Source organism: Alloscardovia criceti DSM 17774 (genome assembly GCF_000376885.1).
In the GTDB taxonomy this organism is placed as follows: Bacteria; Actinomycetota; Actinomycetes; order Actinomycetales; family Bifidobacteriaceae; genus Alloscardovia; species Alloscardovia criceti.
In genome coordinates, this window is record NZ_AQXR01000011.1 from 456425 (window position 1) to 473269 (window position 16845).

Here is a 16845-nt window from a genome sequence, read left to right on the forward strand (position 1 = left end):
CACAGTTGTGAGCTTCCGGATTTCCGTTTTTGGATAACGTTGTGTGTTCAGCCAACAAGCAACTCATGAGCACTTACTGCTCAAATGGATACTTCATGCCCCACTGCTCGCGAATCTGATCCATAATTTCCACCATACGCAGGCTTTCCGCATGCGGCATAGCTTCTGGTTCGATCTCATTTCGGGCGATTGCATTCATCACAGCATCCACCTGATATTCAAAGCCGGTGATTTGTTCTGGAATTTCTGGATGCTCGATGACTTCATAGGCCTTGTTCAGTACCTGGATATCTTCCGGATTATTGACATTTTCAATGCGAATCAGGCCCTTCGTGCCACGAATTAAGCCTAGGCGATCTCCCACTTCCCAGTAAGAAGCTGTGAAATTACCCATTGTGTGATCGTCAAACCACAAAGTGGTCTGAGACAGTTCATCCGTACCTGTGTCGGACATGCGAGCAGAGGATACGATTTTTTCTACGTTGCCAGGCATAAACATAGAAATGAAATTCAATGGATAAATGCCCACATCCAGCAAAGCGCCGCCCGCCAAATCCGGGTTAATCATACGTTCCTTGGTCATCATTGGGTAAGACAGGTTACCACTGATAGAGGTGATATCACCGATAACGCCTGAATCGATAATATCTTGAATAATCTTGCGCGATGGCTCATAACGCGTCCAAATGGCTTCGGCACAGGTCAGACCCGTTTCCTCAGACTTGGCAATAACCGCACGCGCTTCTTCGGCATTAACCGTAAATGGCTTTTCAACGAGTACATGTTTACCCGCTTCCATGCACATAATGGCCTGCTGAGCATGGAAAGTATGCGGCGTAGCCACGTAGACGACGTCTACATCCGGATCGTCTAGTAACTCTTCGTAGGAGCCATATGCTACTTCAACGCCGTACTCGTCTGCGAATTCCTGAGCACGCTCTTGCGAATTGCGTGTAGCAACTGCATACAGCTTGATCTTTCCGGCCCATCGCTCATCTTTTTCCATACCTGCTACGGTTTTCGCCATTTTAATGGCAATATGTCCTGCTCCAAGAATGGCAAAATTAGTGGTGAACGCCATTGTCCTCTCCTTTGTTCGATGGTTGATAGTTATAAAATTTCTGAGTATGCGAGAAATCTGCTGTACTTTTTATGCCGCTTCAAACCCTAAACGTTCGAGTTTCTTTGGATCTGACTGCCAACCCTTGGCAATTTTGACATGCAAAGACAGCGTAGACTTCATACCCACGATACGATTAATCGGTGTACGGAGTTTCTTTTTCACGCGTACAAGATTTTCTGCGCCTTTGCCTAAGATAATTGGCTTCTGGCTGGAACGTTCAATGTAAATGGAGGCATACACTTGGGCACGGCCCACGCCTTCGGATGCTTCATCCTCTTCGGGATACTCAATAGAATCCACGGTTACGGCCAAGGAATGCGGCAATTCATCGTCCAGCTGCTCGAGGAAGGCACCGCGAATGAGCTCCGCGATAGTATCTTCAGCACCCTCTTCGCTGATCTGCTCCGTTGGGTACATTTGTGGGCCTTCCGGCATGAGCTGGGCAAATACGGCGCGTACCTCGTCCACATTGTCATGTTCCAACGCAGATACAGGCACGATTTCGGAGAAATTGCCAAATTCTTCCATGCCAATAAGCTTGTCGATAAGCTCATTTCGGCTCAGCCCGTCGATTTTTGTGAGTACGCCCACGACTGGCTTGGTCCATTCCCATTCGCCGTTTGCGTTCTTCTTGGAGAAGTTAGAACGCAAACGGCTCAAAATTCTACGGTCTCCGGGCCCGATTTCTTGATCGGCTGGGAGCAAGAAGGCGATGGCATCGCAATCAGACAAGGATGCGTCTACCATATCGTTCAGGCGTTGCCCCAGCAATGTGCGGGGACGGTGGATGCCCGGCGTATCTACCAATACGATTTGGAAATCGTCCGTGGTTAAGATGGCTCGAATGACTTTACGTGTCGTTTCAGGACGAGAGGACGTAATGGCAATCTGAGTACCCATAAGGGCATTAATTAAGGTCGATTTGCCCACATTTGGGCGGCCAACTACGGCTACAAATCCTGAACGATACGTTTTTTTGTCAGTCATTCACTATCCTCAAGCTTCCTCTTGTGCTGAATCTGCCGACTCAGCGTCATCTTGTTCGATTGTATCAGCACTACGGTGGATTTCTATGGTAGAGACTTTCTTTCTTCTCCCCGCTGTATCTACGGCAATTAAGTCCAGACCTCGAGTTTGCGCACGCGAACCCACAATTGGTACCCGTCCTAATGCCTTTGTCAGCAGGCCATAAGCCGTATCCACATCATTTTCATCGAGGTCAATTTCGAAAAGTTCCTCAATTTCGGTAATAGAGGTACGCGCTGGTACACGCCAACCGCCGTCATCCATGCGTTCAGGCTCTTTGCGTTGCACACGATCGTGCTCATCTTCCATCTCGCCTACGATTTGTTCGAGCGCATCTTCGATGGTAACCATGCCCGCGATGCCGCCATATTCGTCCACGACAATCGCTACGTGCTGGCGATTGGTTTGCATGTCATGGAATAAATCATCCACAGGCTTGGATTCCGGTACGAGCATCGGTTCGCGCATAATCGTATCTACACGGCGCTTGAGAGCCGCTGGATTAAAGGCGGTTGCACGCACGGCATCCTTTAAATATGCAATGCCCACCAAATCATCGATGGACTCACCCGTAACGGGCACGCGGGAAAAGCCTGACCTCGAGCAGTCCTTGAGCATGTCGCTCAACGTCGTATGTTTTTCCAGTGAAAACATATCCGTGCGCGGAACCATAATTTCACGCGTCAGTGTATCGCTCAAAATCAGCACGTTGCGCATCATTTCAGAAATCTCTGGGTCAAACATCTGCGCTTCGATGAGGCGGTCGATGGTTGCCCGCGCCTGCTCATGGTGAATTTGTTCTAATTCTTCCTCATCAGAGAGCGCCGTCAGCTGCTTGCGATCGACTTCGAAACGTGGGAGCAAATGCATAGCAAAGTCGATGAAGGAACTGTATCGCAGCAAAATATTGACCGACTGCTGATTTGAGGAACGTGGGGAAACCAGAACGGCGATAGCAGCACTGAAAATGGCCACGGCCACACCAATCACAATTTGCGCCCACATAGGTATGCCATATACACCCGTGGCAATTGCGACAAAAGCGCCAATCAGCACATTGGAAACAACGCGCCAAAATGTGCAGGCCAGTACGGCTCGTTGACGTTGAAAAATCACGCTTTGTGCGTGACGAATTCTGCTAATCGATCGCTGACGGACGTAAACAGATTCTTCATTTGTGCGCACATCCAGCATGAGATTGTTTAAATTCGAACGCGTTACGCGCGAAATAGCCGTTTCGCTGGATGCCAAAATAAGCGAAAACCACAGTAAAGCAGCCGAAATTATGTATAAAATGATGACAAAAATTAGCGTGGAAATATCCATTATTGATGGTCCTGCTCGAATTTTTCAGATAATGCTCGTGGAAGCACTTCCTGTAAGGTTCCTGGACGCGCTGCGAGGAAAGTGAGTAAAAGCTGGCGTTGCAGTGCAAACATCTCGCGCTCTTGCTCTTTCTCACCATGGTCAAAGCCCACTAAATGAAGGCAGCCGTGAATGGTCAGGAGAAGCAATTCCTCGATCGTCGAATGTCCTGCACTCTGTGCCTGAATTGCCGCCACCGCTGGGCAGAGCACAATATCTCCCAAGACGCCTTCCACATCCACTGTGCCATCCGATGGCCGTAGCTCGTCCATCGGAAAACTCATGACGTCTGTTGGGCCTTCCAAATTCATCCAGCGCAGATGCAATTCTTCCATAGCATCCGGCTCATTAAATATAATCGTCAGATCACTGTGCACGCTGATGTTCATTTGATCCATAATCCACAGGCCGAGATCAGAAAAAACGAGCGGGTCTACTGTCCATTCACTTTCGTTGAGAATATCTACGCTCATGCTTTACTTCGCTTTTCCTTGAGACTTTTTGTGGGAATCCTCAGATTTGGCGTGTTTCTTGTGCTTGATGCGTTTGGAATGTGCGGTATCGCCCTCTTGGGCGGATTGATTTTCGGGACTTTCACTAACGTCACGATTGAGTTTCGCCTGATACGTGTCGTAGGCTGAAACAATGCGACCCACCAAGTTATGGCGCACCACATCGTCCACGCCCAAATGGACGAAGGCGATATCATCGATGGATCCAAGTACGCGTTCGATGGTGAGTAAACCAGATCTTTTCACCGCAAAATCCACTTGAGTGACGTCACCAGTGATGACCATACGCGTATTGAAACCGAGGCGTGTGAGGAACATTTTCATCTGCTCCGGCGAGGTATTTTGTGCCTCATCGAGGATGACATAAGCATCGTTCAGCGTGCGGCCGCGCATATAAGCCAGTGGCGCGACTTCGATAGTACCGTCTGCAATGTAGCGCTGCATGCGTTCATTGCCGAGCATATCGGAAAGTGCATCGTAAAGGGGGCGCAAATATGGATCGACCTTTTCTGTCAGTGTGCCCGGTAGGAACCCTAGATTTTCACCGGCTTCCACGGCTGGGCGTGTCAGAATAATGCGGCGAATAGCACCATCTTCAAAGGCGCGGACGGCTTTGGCCACAGCCAAATAGGTTTTACCCGTACCTGCAGGACCAATGCCGAAGGTGATGGTATGTGTTTCTATAGCATTGATATAGTCCACCTGACCGGCTGTTTTGGCGCGCACCGGAATACCATGAGCCATGGTAATCACGCGCGGCACGCGGTGCCCGCCCAGTGTGGAACTCGTGCCGGATACGGAGGAACCCATATCGGACTCCGTGTGCGCACGACCCACGAAATGAGGGCGCTCATCGGTAAAGCGTGGGGTGCCCGGCTTAATCTTTCTTTCCTTGCGGTCCGCTTTCTGACTAAGCCTATTGGAGAGTAAGCGTTCTACATCATCGGGTGCTAAAGGACTCGTGTACGCCGTATCGATGAGTTCTTGCAAAAATTCTTGAGCGGCAAGTGCATCAGCTTCCGTTTTTGTTGAGCCGGAAACAATGGCAATCGTATTTCCCCGAACCACAAAGGTCAGCTCAGAAAAGGCCCTTTCGATGAGGCGAATATTGCGGTCTTCAGGTCCGAAAACGCTCACAGGATTGAGTTTTTCGTCAATGGTTACGGTACGTGTGGTGGTGCCAGTATGTGCCAAAGGTTCTACTCCCCCTCTAATTTCTGGCCTGTCAGTACATGGGCATGGCAATGGAAAACGGTCTGGCCTGCATCTTCTCCGGTATTGAAGACGAGACGAAATTGGCCATTGTAGCGCTCATCGGCAATGCTTTGCGCTGCGAGCACGATATCTTCCAGCAGGCTTGGATCATTTTTTGCAACTTCAGCAACGTTGGCGTAGTGATCCTTCGGCACCACTAATGCGTGAACCTTCGCCTGAGGATGCAAGTCTTCAAACGCATAAACACGGTCTGTTTCATAGATTTTCGTGCTTGGAATGTCGCCATTGATAATCTTACAAAAAATGCAATCAGCATGCTGAGCCATAAGTATCCTCCCAGTACAAGTTTCATACAAGTACTGAAATTATTCTATCAACATGGACTCATAAAGCAGCCGATTGCGAAACGCGGAAGAATTACGGCCTGTCCTCTGCACGAATCTTTTAGGCGTATCGTTCGAGAACGCGGCTCAGCAAGGTTAATGCCACACTGCCGGCGCTGGAAGCACGCAAAATATTCGTGCCAATCACGCAAACTTGTGCGCCTTGTGTCTTGAACATTTCAACCTCGTCGTCCGTAATGCCACCTTCCGGGCCAACGACAACCCAAACAGTCGATGACTCCGTGCGCTCTTTGAGCGTTTTTACCCGTTGCTCAATGCCACTCCACGAGTCCGTGGCATCCTGATGAAGTACGATAACGACATCGCCTTGCGCAATGCTGGTCGCCATCCAGGCATTGAGCTGTTTCGTGGTCATCACATCGTATATGTCCGGCACGAAGCTACGGCGCGATTGCTCGCTAGCGCCAGTCACCAGATCCTGCCACTTGTTGAGTGCCTTTTGGGCTTTATTGCCCTTCCATTGCACAATGGAACGCTGGGATTGCCAAGGAATTACTTTATCTACGCCAATTTCCGTAGCCATTTCGATGGCTTGCTCATCACGGCCGGATTTTGCGAGAGCTTGAATTAAGCCAAGCTTGATTTTAGGCTCTTCTTCCTGGTTAATTTCGTCAATGCACACGCTTGCTTGCTGAGGATCTACGATGTGGGCAATTATGCGCAAACCGTTGCCATCGCATAATTGAAGCTCCTCGTCTGTATTGAGGCGCATAGAACGGATAGCATGCGTGGCAACGGCTGGGGGCAGAGTGTACAGAGCTCCAACTTCGTGCGGAATAGCCGAATTTGTTTTTTCGTGTGCGCGGATAACGAACATGGGAAGTGTCATGCTGTGCCTTACTATGAAATGCGCTTATGCCAGGACCGCGTAAAGAAGCGGGCTATGACATCTTTCGTAGAAATAATCGTGGCAGAGCACAAAATCAACACCATTCCTACGAAATCTGCTGGATAGAAGAATGTCTGGAAAATTGCCACCGTTAAAATAACCGAAGCCACAGGCTCAATCGAAGCGAGCAGACTGCCCTGCACGGCGCCAATCATCGTTGTCCCTTTAATAAATAATGTGTATGCCAGAATTGTGCCAATACCAATAATGCCCACATATGCCACGAACATCGGCATATCCATGGTGAAATGATAAGTCCATATACGCGTGGCGAGGGAGAAAATAACACCGCCGAACAGCATGGCAAAGCCGATGGAAAGCAGACTTCCCCACTTTTTGACGACTGCCGCGGAAATTAAAATACTCGATGCGTAGGTGAATGAGGATAGGATACCCCATGTCAGACCGGCTGGGTTGAGTTGAATATTTCCTATCTGTCCGTGGGATGCAAGTAAAAATGTGCCGCCGATGGCCAATATAATGGACACGATTTCCAGCAGTGCAGGTGGTATGCGCAAACGAATGCAGGTGTACAGCAGCACGATGATAGGTGTCAAATACTGTAAAACCGTGGCAGTGCCGGCATTCGTGTATTCGATGGCTTTGAGATATGCGAACTGGTTCGCCACAATGCCGAAAATGCCAAAAAGTGCTATGCCAATTAGAAAGTCTTTGCTTTTCAAGGCCGGCGTGATGCCCTCAGGCCGTCGGATCGCGACGATGCTGACGAGTACTACACCGGAAATGAGCAAACGCAAGGAGGTCAACGCTGGAACCTCGACACCGCGTTGGATAAGATACTGCCCGCTTACGCCGGAGATACCCCAGAAAATGCTTGCGATGATGACGAGGAGGCTACCAATAACCTTTGGCGAAAACTTCGACATAGCTACATATACATCCGTTCGGATCGGTGAATATAGTAACAAAAAAGCCCCTTCCTGAGAAGGGACTTCAGTAGTGTCCGGAGCGGGACTTGAACCCGCACGCCCGTATAAAATGGGCACTAGCACCTCAAGCTAGCGCGTCTACCATTCCGCCACCCGGACATCGCTCTTGCTGAGCAACATCTAAGAAGAATAGTACAGAACGGCGATTGGTGCAATGTCGGTGTGTCGCAGGTGACGGTGGGTTTTTGTGGGTTTTATGCTTTTGGGCAAAAATGACCACTATTTCATAAAGATACGGTCCACAGCATACCCACAATGGTCATTTTTGCTCAAAAGCTATTTAATCGGGAAACAACGCAGCCGAAGGCTTCCACATTTGGTGAGGACATGCCTTGTTTGAACGGGTCTTGTGTGGGGTGTGGGAACCATTTGGGCAAAAGTGACCACTTTTGCATCCGCTTTAGTCCTGGTTTGAAGAGTTGATGGTCATTTTTGCCCAAAAGCGTTTTATGCCGCATAAGCCGGCTATAAATTCCACAGTTCGTCGGCACACGCCTCAGTTATTCTACAGAATAACAGCCCTTGTCTTACTTTTTGGCAAAAATGCCCATCCAGCATGCCTTCCAAACTCAAATCAACCACTTATGTGGTCAATTTTGCCCAAAAGCATAAAAACCAAATCCCCCGCCCTCACTACCATCGAAACCATGCACATTATCCGAGTAGACACACTTGACGACCCACGCCTCCACGCTTATATCAACCTCACCGAAATCCAGCTGCGCAACCGTCTAGAACCCGACGAAGGCATCTTCATCGCAGAAAGTCCGAAAGTAATCGACCGCGCCCTGGCAGCACACCGCGAGCCGCTCTCCTTCCTCGTGGAAGAAAAATGGTTAGACGGCATGACTGAGACTTTTGAGCACGTTGACCAAGAGTGGGGACCTGACGTACCGGTGTTCGTTGCATCCGAGGCTCTGCTCAAAAAGCTCACGGGTTATCGCCTGCATCGCGGAGCCATGAGTGCGATGCGTCGTTGGGAGCTCCCCACCGTCACAGATTTGTGCAAAAATGCCCATCGCATTGCCGTGATGGAAAATATCGTGGATTTCACAAACGTGGGCGCACTTATGCGTTCGGCGGCGGCCCTGGGCATCGATGCCGTACTCGCTACTCCCTCCTGCCTCGATCCGCTCTACCGCCGTGCTATCCGCGTGTCTATGGGCACGGTTTTCCAAGTTCCATGGACGCGTATTGGTGGGGATAATCGCAAAAATTGGCCTAATCCTTCCATCCAAGAGTTAAAAGATCTTGGCTTTACGACGGTTGCCATGGCTTTAACGGATGATTCCATCTCCATGCAAGAACTTGCAAATCGCATCCACAGCGACCCCTCTGCCGAAAACCATATCAGCAAAGTTGCGCTTATTTTTGGCACCGAAGGCGATGGGCTCAGTCGTCACACGTTAGCGGCCACCGATTTAACGGTAAAGATTCCGATGAGCCACGGCGTAGATAGCCTGAACGTTGCAGCCTCCAGCGCCGTTGCCTTCTACGCAACCCTGTAACCCTCTACCTGGCAATCAAAGAAGAAAACGGGCTACGGTAATAAAACCGTAGCCCGCCGATTAGCAATGAATTAATCCTCATGCACGGCATAAGGTGTTTCATCCTCACTATCGATGTAATCGTGAGAATCCACCACGGCACCAGTCAGCTTTCCAAGATTCTTCAATCCGTGGTACACCACCAGAGCAGCGAAGGAACCGATGGCAATGCCGTTGAAGCTGACGCCTTGAATAGCGAAGGTAAAGTCGGCGATGCCCACAATCATGACAACTGCTGCCACCATCATGTTGACATTCTTGCCAAAGTCCACCTTGTTTTCCACCCAAATGCGCACGCCCAGCATGCCGATCATGCCGTAGAGCAAAGTCGTCACGCCGCCGAGCACACCGCCCGGAATGGTGTTAATGATGGCACCAAACTTAGGGCACAAGCTTAAAATCAAAGCAAATCCCGCGGCAAACCAGTAAGCCAACGTGGAGTACACCTTGGTTGCAGCCATAACGCCGATGTTTTCTGCATATGTGGTAGTACCAGAACCGCCACCGAGACCAGCAAATACAGTACCCAGACCATCGGCAAACAAGGAACGGCCAATTTGTCCATCGTAATTACGCCCGGTCATCAAAGACACAGACTTCACATGGCCAATGTTTTCCGCAATGAGCACCAGTACCACAGGCAAGAACATGAGCAAAATGGAAAAGTCCGCTTGTGGCGCGTGGAACTTTGGCAAACCAATCCACGCAGCCTCCTCCACCGGCTTGAAGTCCACTTGGCCGCGCGCAACTGCATAAATATAACCGATGAGCACACCGATTAAAATATTCAATCGCCCGAGCATCCCCTTGAACAGCACGGCACATAGCATCACAGCGAGTAGCGTTACCAGCGCCGTGTCTGGAGCAGTTTGGAAATTATTCCATGCAGAAGGTGCGAGATTAAAACCAATAATGGCCACGATTGCGCCGTTCACTACAGGAGGCATAACCTTATCAATCCATGCGGATCCTGCATAGTGCACAATAATACCCACGATAGCCAGCGCAAGACCCGTGCATAAAATGCCGAAACTCGCTACTCCCAATCCCTTATTTGCTGCGGTAACGGCTGCAATTGGGGCTATAAAACCAAAAGAGCTACCTAAATAACTAGGTAGCTTATTGTTGTTGATCAAAAGGAAAAGTGCGGTCGACAAAGCAGTGAAGAACAGCGTGGTTGATGGGTCGAAGCCGGTCAAAATTGGGACGAGGAATGTAGCACCAAACATTGCAATAACGTGCTGAGCGCCGACGCTCATGGTGCGTGCAATGGTTAAACGCTCTTCCGGCTCGATTACCTCACCCGGAGCAATATGCTTCCCATCACCGTGAAGTTGCCATGTGAAATTCAACGACATTATTAATTCTTTCTCTCATAAAAGCGCTCCCGGCAATCTTCGATTTCCTCAAAGTTTGCAAGGAGCACTTGTCATATATCGTTGAAACTTCATTGTAGCGCAGAGCTTAGATTTGGGCGTTTTCCACGGCGGTCTGCGGTACCGCACAAGCATGACTCAGCAAGATTTACGCATACGCGCGCGGAAGATTATTAAGATTAAAGCCCAGAGCTGCCAGCTGTGCTGCCCCGTCCTCGGTAATCATGTCTACATTCCACGCCGGCGTCCATGTCCAATCCACGCGGAATTCCTCCACCAAGCCCGCCAAAACGCTGGCACATTCATCCTCAATCAAATCCGTGAGCGGACAGGCCGGCGTGGTCAAGGTCATGGTCAAAATGGCGCGACCTAAATGATCGATTTCGATGCCATACACAAGGCCCAAATCCACCACATCGACGCCCAACTCGGGATCCATAACCTGATGCAGGGCTTCCTTCACATCTTTAGCAGTGACTCGGCCTATCTCATCGATGAAGTTTAAGGTCACACCCTCAAACTCTTCAGTATTTGCTACGTTTTCTGTCTGCATCATCGCCGCCTGCTCCTTGGCCTTAGCCTTTTGATATGACTCTTCTAGCATACCTGCTGACGAAGGATTTTGGGCGATTTGATGTGCTAATTCTTTATCGTCGATGACACGCGAAACAGCATCTAAGATACTGCCTGAAGGTTCAGGAACGAGATTGTCGTTGTGATTTTCGTGTGCCATGTCCAGTCCTTTGTATTGCAGGTAAATTCGGGAAAATTCGGAAAATTCAGTCGAGCGTTTCCGGGTCGAGATTTTTAGGAATTCGTAGATTCTGAAACTTGGGTAAGCGCTAGAGCCGCGGAGTCCTTGAGTCCTTCCCAGCCAAGTAATGCGCATTTAATACGCATAGGATACTTGGAAACGCCTTGGAAAACTACCGCATCCTCGAGCCGATCCATCCGTGCCTCATCTTGCAAACCAGCGCCTCGTGACTCCATCAGTTGTTTAAAGGTGCGCGATAGCTCCATCGCCTCATCGAGGGTTTTGCCGTGCACTAAGTCATACATGATGGACAAGCTTGCCTGTGAAATCGAGCACCCCTGCCCATCCCAAATGAGCTTTTCAATGCGAATGGGCTCGCCTTGTGAACCATCCGACAGCTCCACACGCACGGTGACTTCATCGCCACAGGTGGGATTGAACTGATGCGACTGCGCACTGACACAATACTCGTGTTCGGATTGCAGGGTCGTGGTGCCGGCCACGGCACTTTCGGATTCAGATTTTTCCGAACGAATATCCGCTGCAAATTGCGCCTTCCCATGGGGTGACTTGGCAGCTTCCAAAATCACCTCTTGGTACATTTGCTCAAGGTCTGCATCACTCATCGTGTCGTACATATGGTATTTCCTTGGTATAGGTTCGCTGTTGCGGTGAACTTCTGATTCAATTCCTGATTCGATACTAATCGTTAACGATGGAAGAATCCATAGACATCTGCTACGGCCGAACGCAAACGCTCAATTTCTTCCACAGTATTGTATACACCCAAAGATACACGGTTAGAAGCGTAGTAGCCGAAATGACGGTGAACGGGCTGAGCGCAATGATGACCCACGCGGATAGCTATACCGCGCGAATCGATGAACTGGCCCACATCATGTGGATGCACGCCGTCTATTTCAAAGGCCACAGTGCCAATGCGATTTTCGGCAGAATGCGGTCCGAGAATGTGCACGCCGTCGATATTTTCCAGTTTCAGTAGTTCTGGTACTAGCAAACGCTCATGTTCGGCGAGGTTCTCCATGCCCACGTTCATCATCCACTCTGCGGCCACACCAGAGGCCACCACCTGTGCCACAGGCTGAGTGCCCGCTTCGAACTTCGCAGGAGGCTCCATATACTGAGCAGGCTTGTCCATCCACGCCAACTCCACCATGGATCCACCAAAATTCACCGGTGGTAGCTTTTCCAGCATCTCGCGCTTTCCATAGAGAAATCCTACGCCCGTAGGCGCATACATCTTATGTGCGCTGAAGGCTGCGAAATCCACATCCAAATCATGGAAATTCAGAGGAATATGAGGCACACTCTGGCAGGCATCCAGCACCACCACAGCACCCACCTCACGCGCACGCCGTACGATGCTTTTTACATCTGTAATAGCGCCCGTAACGTTGGAAATATGCGTAAAAGCAACAATCTTCGTACGCTCGGTGATGACCTCCTCCAGCGCCGCACTATCCGTGATAATGCGACCTTCCTCATCGAGATCCATCCACTTAAAAGTTGCCCCCGTGCGACGTGCAAGCTCCTGGAATGGCAGTAGCACGGAATGATGCTCCGCCCGCGATACGACAATTTCATCGCCCGCGCCGACGGCAAAGGGTTCAATACCATCATGAGAGGCGTGATCGAAAGCGTTGGCTAGCATATTGAGACCAGCCGTCGCACCGGCCGTTACGACAATCTCATCGTCTCCTTCACCGTAGTGTGCGCCCACGAGCTGTGCGATTTTATGACGCCCGTTTTCATACGCATCTGTGCTCAAAGATGCCAGTTCGTGTGCGCCACGATGCACGCCTGCGTTGATAGTACGGAAGAAATCAGCCTCGGCTTCGATGACCGATTCCGGCTTTTGTGAAGTGGCACCAGAATCCAAATAAACAAGCGGATACCCGTGAATATTTTGATGGAGAAGTGGGAATTGAGATCTTATCGTATCGATATTCATAGTCACGTGTGTATCCTTACTCATGAATCGCCTGCCCAAATCTCGGCAAGTTTGAGGTCATAATACAATGGCGACACGATAAAAATCGCATCGCCATATTATTTCAAAATTCACGAAAAGCCTTATGCTTGAGCAGATTCGGTGGAACCTTCTGGCATGTACTTGTCATAGCCGTTTTCTTCCAAGTAATCGGCAAGTTCAGGACCGGCCGTTTCGACGATGTGACCGTCGGCGAAAACATGCACAATATCTGGCTTGATATACTTCAAAATTCGGGTGTAATGGGTGACCATCATGATGCCCAAACCGGTGTTATCCTTCGCACGGTTCACACCTTCAGACACTACGCGCAAGGCATCCACGTCCAAGCCGGAGTCGGTTTCATCCAAAATTGCGAACTTTGGTTTCAGCAATTCGAGCTGCAAAACCTCGGCGCGCTTCTTTTCGCCACCAGAGAAACCCTCATTCACAGAACGTGTGGCAAACTTAGGATCCATGCGCAGATTTTTCATGGCTGCGTTCAAATCCTTTGTCCACTGTCGAATGGCAGGTGCTTGCCCATCCACCGCAGTTTTGGCTGTACGCAGGAAGTTTGTCATAGGCACGCCCGGCACCTCGACCGGGTACTGCATAGCCAAGAAGAGTCCGGCTTGTGCACGCTCATCCGGTGTCATAGTCAAGATGTTCTTACCATCCAGCAAAACCTCACCAGAATCCACTTCATACTTCGGATGACCCGCAAGCGTGTATGCCAAAGTGGACTTGCCGGAGCCGTTAGGGCCCATAATGGCGTGGGTTTCGTTGGAATTAATCGTCAGATTAACGCCTTTGAGGATTTGCTTACGCCCTTCGTTTGTTTCAACGGATGCGTGAAGATCTTTAATTTCGATGACTGACATGATTACCTTTCAAGTCGCGCATTCACGGTGTTCATTAAGTGGTCTGTAATTGCAGGGATACCGATTTGTTCTATTAATTCATTGAAGAATCCCGCAACAACGAGCTTTTGTGCTTCCTTTTCTGGAATGCCGCGGCTCATGAGATAGAAAAGCTCCTCATCATCAAAACGGCCTACGGAGCTGGCATGACCGGCGCCCACGATATTTCCGTTTTCGATTTCGAGGTTTGGTTCAGAATCTGCGATGGCTCCTGGCACCAGAATGAGGTTCCTATTGAGCTCGTACGAATCTGTGCCTGGTGCTGTAGGTTCGATTAAGGCATTGCCCACCCAGGTGGAGTGTGCGCCCTTGCCGGACAAAGCACCCTTGTAGATGACACGTGACTTGCATTCAGGGTGATTGTGCACGACCATGGTGCGATGCTCAATATGCTCACCCGGCTCAGCAAAGTAAATGCCCAGCATGGTGAGATCTCCCTGCTCGCCACCGAAGTCTTGATCCATGCGAATGCGCACGAGATTGGCGCCTAGGGTGACCACGCTATGACGCAAGCTTGCCGCCTTCCCCACGTGAATGCGGTGAGAGCCCACATGCTTAGAATTCTCAGACCATTCGTGGATAAAGGTGGTAGATACCTCAGAAAAAGCACCCGTGCTAATCTCCACGCCCTCGGCGATGGTGGCTTCACCCTCATGCTCCACGATAATATGGGCATGCACCTGATCTGCCGTGGTGATGACTAAGTGCAAAGCATCCAAATCCAAGCTGGAGCTGGAGACACGGAGCAAAATAGGAGCCCCCGTATCCACACCCAAGTGCACATGAACAGCCTCGGTTGCACTCTGCCACTCCACCGCGGATACGCGGTCATTTGGCTTCGATACTGTGCCCGCAGGAGCCTGAGTCTTCGCGATACGCTCCATACTGACACCCTCTGGCACCGGTGAACCATCGATGGTCGACAGCTCCACCTGGACCTGACCCGCTGGGGTAAAGACCTCTGTAAATTCTTCCAGGCGCTCGATTGGAGTAAAACGCCAATCATCCTGCTTCTTGGACAGCGGCGCGAAATCCTCTACATTAAAGGAGCGAGGATTGCGATCCGCGCTGGATGGCATGGCAGCGGGAATAGCATAAGGATTGTTCGGATCTGCTACTGGAATTGTTATCTCTTTACGCGTTGGCATCTAGCCCACCGATCCTTCCATTTGCAGTTCAACCAAACGGTTGAGTTCCAATGCGTACTCCATTGGCAATTCACGCGAAATTGGCTCCACGAAGCCGCGCACAATCATGCCCATGGCTTCCTTTTCTTCAATTCCCCTACTCATCAGATAAAACAGCTGATCTTCGGAAACCTTGGAAACCGTTGCCTCATGCGCCATAGACACATCATCCTCGCGCACATCCACGTGAGGATAGGTATCCGAACGCGAGAAATCGTCGACGAGCAAAGCATCGCAGACCACATTCGAGCTCGAACCTTCCGCACCCTTGAGAATTTTGACCAGTCCACGGTATGCGGAGCGTCCACCACCACGGGAAATAGACTTCGCCACAATGGTCGAGCTCGTATGTGGAGCCAAATGAATCATCTTGGCACCCGTATCCTGATACTGTCCTTTGCCGGCAAAGCCCAAAGACATGGTCTCCGCCTTGGCATAAGGTTCCGCCAAAATACAGGCTGGATACTTCATGGTTGCCTTGGAGCCGATATTTCCATCCACCCATTCCATCGTGCCGCCTTCGCGCACATACGCGCGCTGGGTCACCAAGTTGTACACGTTGTTAGACCAGTTCTGCACGGTGGTATAACGCACACGCGCATGCTTTTCTACGATGATTTCCACAATAGCCGCGTGCAAAGAATCCTCAGAATAAATAGGCGCAGTGCAACCTTCGACGTAGTGTACGTAGGAGCCTTCATCGGCGATAATCAGCGTGCGCTCAAACTGTCCCATGGCAGGTGTGTTAATGCGGAAATATGCCTGCAACGGAATATCCACATGCACGCCCTTTGGCACGTACACGAAGGATCCACCCGACCAAGCAGCCGTATTTAAGGCGCCGAATTTATTATCTTCGGGAGAAACCACCGTGCCGAAGTACTTTTTCACCAGCTCTGGATACTCGCGCACAGCCGTATCCGTATCCACAAAAATCACGCCTTGAGCCTTGAGATCATCGCGAATCGAGTTGTAAATCACTTCGGATTCATACTGGGCAGCCACACCGGATACAAGACGATTCTTTTCTGCTTCCGGAATGCCCAAACGGTCGTAGGTGTTACGAATATCGTCCGGGAGTTCTTCCCACGTCTTAGCCTGCTTATCGATAGGCTTCACATAATACTTAAAATCGTCTGCATCAAACCCGGATAAGTCCACGCCCCAATCCGGCATAGGCTTCTCTACGAATGCCTTGTAGCCGCGCAGACGCATATCCAGCATCCACTCCGGTTCTCCCTTATCCGCCGAAATTTCGCGCACCACATTTTCGTCGATACCTTTTTTCGCAGCTTTACCTGCTTCATCGGAATCGTGCCATCCGTAACTGTACTCGCCGAACTGTGAAATCAGTTCATCATCTTGTTGAAGTTTATCTTCGTTTACTCCACCACGAGCATCGATGTATTTATTCATCTCTACATCTTCGTGAGACACGGCTCACCTCCTTAGCTCTTCAGCCCTCAGCCCTTCCATTGTAGAAACTCAGCAGGGCATATGCTAGCTTTTAAACGCAATGCGTCAAGTATGTGATAAGTCTCACATCTTGACGCATTGGTGTAATTCATGATTGTGCTACATTAATCA

The 16845-nt window shown here is 50.1% G+C and carries 16 protein-coding genes and 1 tRNA gene; 1 reads left to right on the forward strand and 16 read right to left on the reverse strand.

All coding sequences use genetic code 11. The features are described 5' to 3' along the window. Nucleotides 1–73: 73 nt before the first annotated feature. From D570_RS0107315 to D570_RS0107355, 9 genes are all read right to left on the reverse strand, one after another. The gene (locus tag D570_RS0107315) at nt 74–1081 is read right to left on the reverse strand and encodes a Gfo/Idh/MocA family protein (protein ID WP_018143740.1); all 1008 of its coding nucleotides are present in this window, start codon (nt 1079–1081) and stop codon (nt 74–76) included. Nucleotides 1082–1150: 69 nt separating this feature from the next. After that, nucleotides 1151–2110 (reverse strand): GTPase Era, encoded by a 960-nt coding sequence (era, locus tag D570_RS09435; RefSeq protein WP_018143741.1) that lies wholly within the window; start codon nt 2108–2110, stop codon nt 1151–1153. Between the two features lie 9 nt (nt 2111–2119). Next, on the reverse strand, nt 2120–3475 hold the full coding sequence (locus D570_RS09440; RefSeq protein ID WP_018143742.1) for a hemolysin family protein: 1356 nt from the start codon (nt 3473–3475) through the stop codon (nt 2120–2122). After that, nucleotides 3475–3987 carry an rRNA maturation RNase YbeY gene (ybeY, locus tag D570_RS0107330; RefSeq protein WP_018143743.1) on the reverse strand — a complete coding sequence of 171 codons (513 nt, stop codon included), beginning with the start codon at nt 3985–3987 and terminating at the stop codon, nt 3475–3477. Before ybeY ends, D570_RS09440 begins: the two co-directional genes overlap by 1 nt. Nucleotides 3988–3990: 3 nt before the next feature. Beyond that, a complete protein-coding gene (locus D570_RS0107335) occupies nt 3991–5220 on the reverse strand; it encodes a PhoH family protein (protein ID WP_018143744.1) in 1230 nt (409 codons plus the stop codon). Between the two features lie 5 nt (nt 5221–5225). After that, a complete protein-coding gene (locus D570_RS0107340) occupies nt 5226–5567 on the reverse strand; it encodes a histidine triad nucleotide-binding protein (RefSeq protein ID WP_018143745.1) in 342 nt (113 codons plus the stop codon). A 118-nt stretch (nt 5568–5685) separates the two neighbouring features. Further along, nucleotides 5686–6474 carry a 16S rRNA (uracil(1498)-N(3))-methyltransferase gene (locus D570_RS0107345; RefSeq protein WP_026181967.1) on the reverse strand — a complete coding sequence of 263 codons (789 nt, stop codon included), beginning with the start codon at nt 6472–6474 and terminating at the stop codon, nt 5686–5688. 11 nt (nt 6475–6485) lie between these two features. Further along, nucleotides 6486–7421, reverse strand: a complete 936-nt coding sequence (locus tag D570_RS0107350) for a DMT family transporter (protein WP_018143747.1) — start codon at nt 7419–7421, stop codon at nt 6486–6488. 74 nt (nt 7422–7495) lie between these two features. Then, nucleotides 7496–7583: transfer RNA gene (locus tag D570_RS0107355), tRNA-Leu, on the reverse strand. A gap of 548 nt (nt 7584–8131) precedes the next feature. Between D570_RS0107355 and D570_RS0107360 the strand changes: the two genes are divergently transcribed. Beyond that, nucleotides 8132–8992, forward strand: coding sequence for a TrmH family RNA methyltransferase (locus D570_RS0107360; protein ID WP_018143748.1), 861 nt, complete (start codon nt 8132–8134; stop codon nt 8990–8992). Nucleotides 8993–9063: 71 nt separating this feature from the next. Here the strand turns inward: D570_RS0107360 and D570_RS0107365 are convergent, their stop codons facing one another. From D570_RS0107365 to sufB, 7 genes are all read right to left on the reverse strand, one after another. Further along, the gene (locus D570_RS0107365; RefSeq protein ID WP_018143749.1) at nt 9064–10389 is read right to left on the reverse strand and encodes a uracil-xanthine permease family protein; all 1326 of its coding nucleotides are present in this window, start codon (nt 10387–10389) and stop codon (nt 9064–9066) included. Between the two features lie 166 nt (nt 10390–10555). Further along, complete coding sequence (locus tag D570_RS0107370; RefSeq protein ID WP_018143750.1) at nt 10556–11140, reverse strand: metal-sulfur cluster assembly factor; 585 nt, start codon at nt 11138–11140, stop codon at nt 10556–10558. A 74-nt stretch (nt 11141–11214) separates the two neighbouring features. Then, nucleotides 11215–11799 (reverse strand): Fe-S cluster assembly sulfur transfer protein SufU, encoded by a 585-nt coding sequence (gene sufU, locus D570_RS0107375; RefSeq protein ID WP_018143751.1) that lies wholly within the window; start codon nt 11797–11799, stop codon nt 11215–11217. Between the two features lie 71 nt (nt 11800–11870). Beyond that, nucleotides 11871–13133: a SufS family cysteine desulfurase gene (locus D570_RS0107380; protein ID WP_018143752.1), complete on the reverse strand. Its 1263-nt coding sequence runs from the start codon at nt 13131–13133 to the stop codon at nt 11871–11873. Nucleotides 13134–13255: 122 nt separating this feature from the next. Next, nucleotides 13256–14032 carry a Fe-S cluster assembly ATPase SufC gene (gene sufC, locus D570_RS0107385; protein ID WP_018143753.1) on the reverse strand — a complete coding sequence of 259 codons (777 nt, stop codon included), beginning with the start codon at nt 14030–14032 and terminating at the stop codon, nt 13256–13258. Nucleotides 14033–14034: 2 nt separating this feature from the next. Continuing rightward, nucleotides 14035–15219, reverse strand: coding sequence for a Fe-S cluster assembly protein SufD (gene sufD / locus D570_RS08775; protein WP_018143754.1), 1185 nt, complete (start codon nt 15217–15219; stop codon nt 14035–14037). Beyond that, a complete protein-coding gene (sufB, locus tag D570_RS0107395) occupies nt 15220–16674 on the reverse strand; it encodes a Fe-S cluster assembly protein SufB (protein WP_051067203.1) in 1455 nt (484 codons plus the stop codon). It abuts the gene before it with no gap. Nucleotides 16675–16845: the final 171 nt, after the last annotated feature.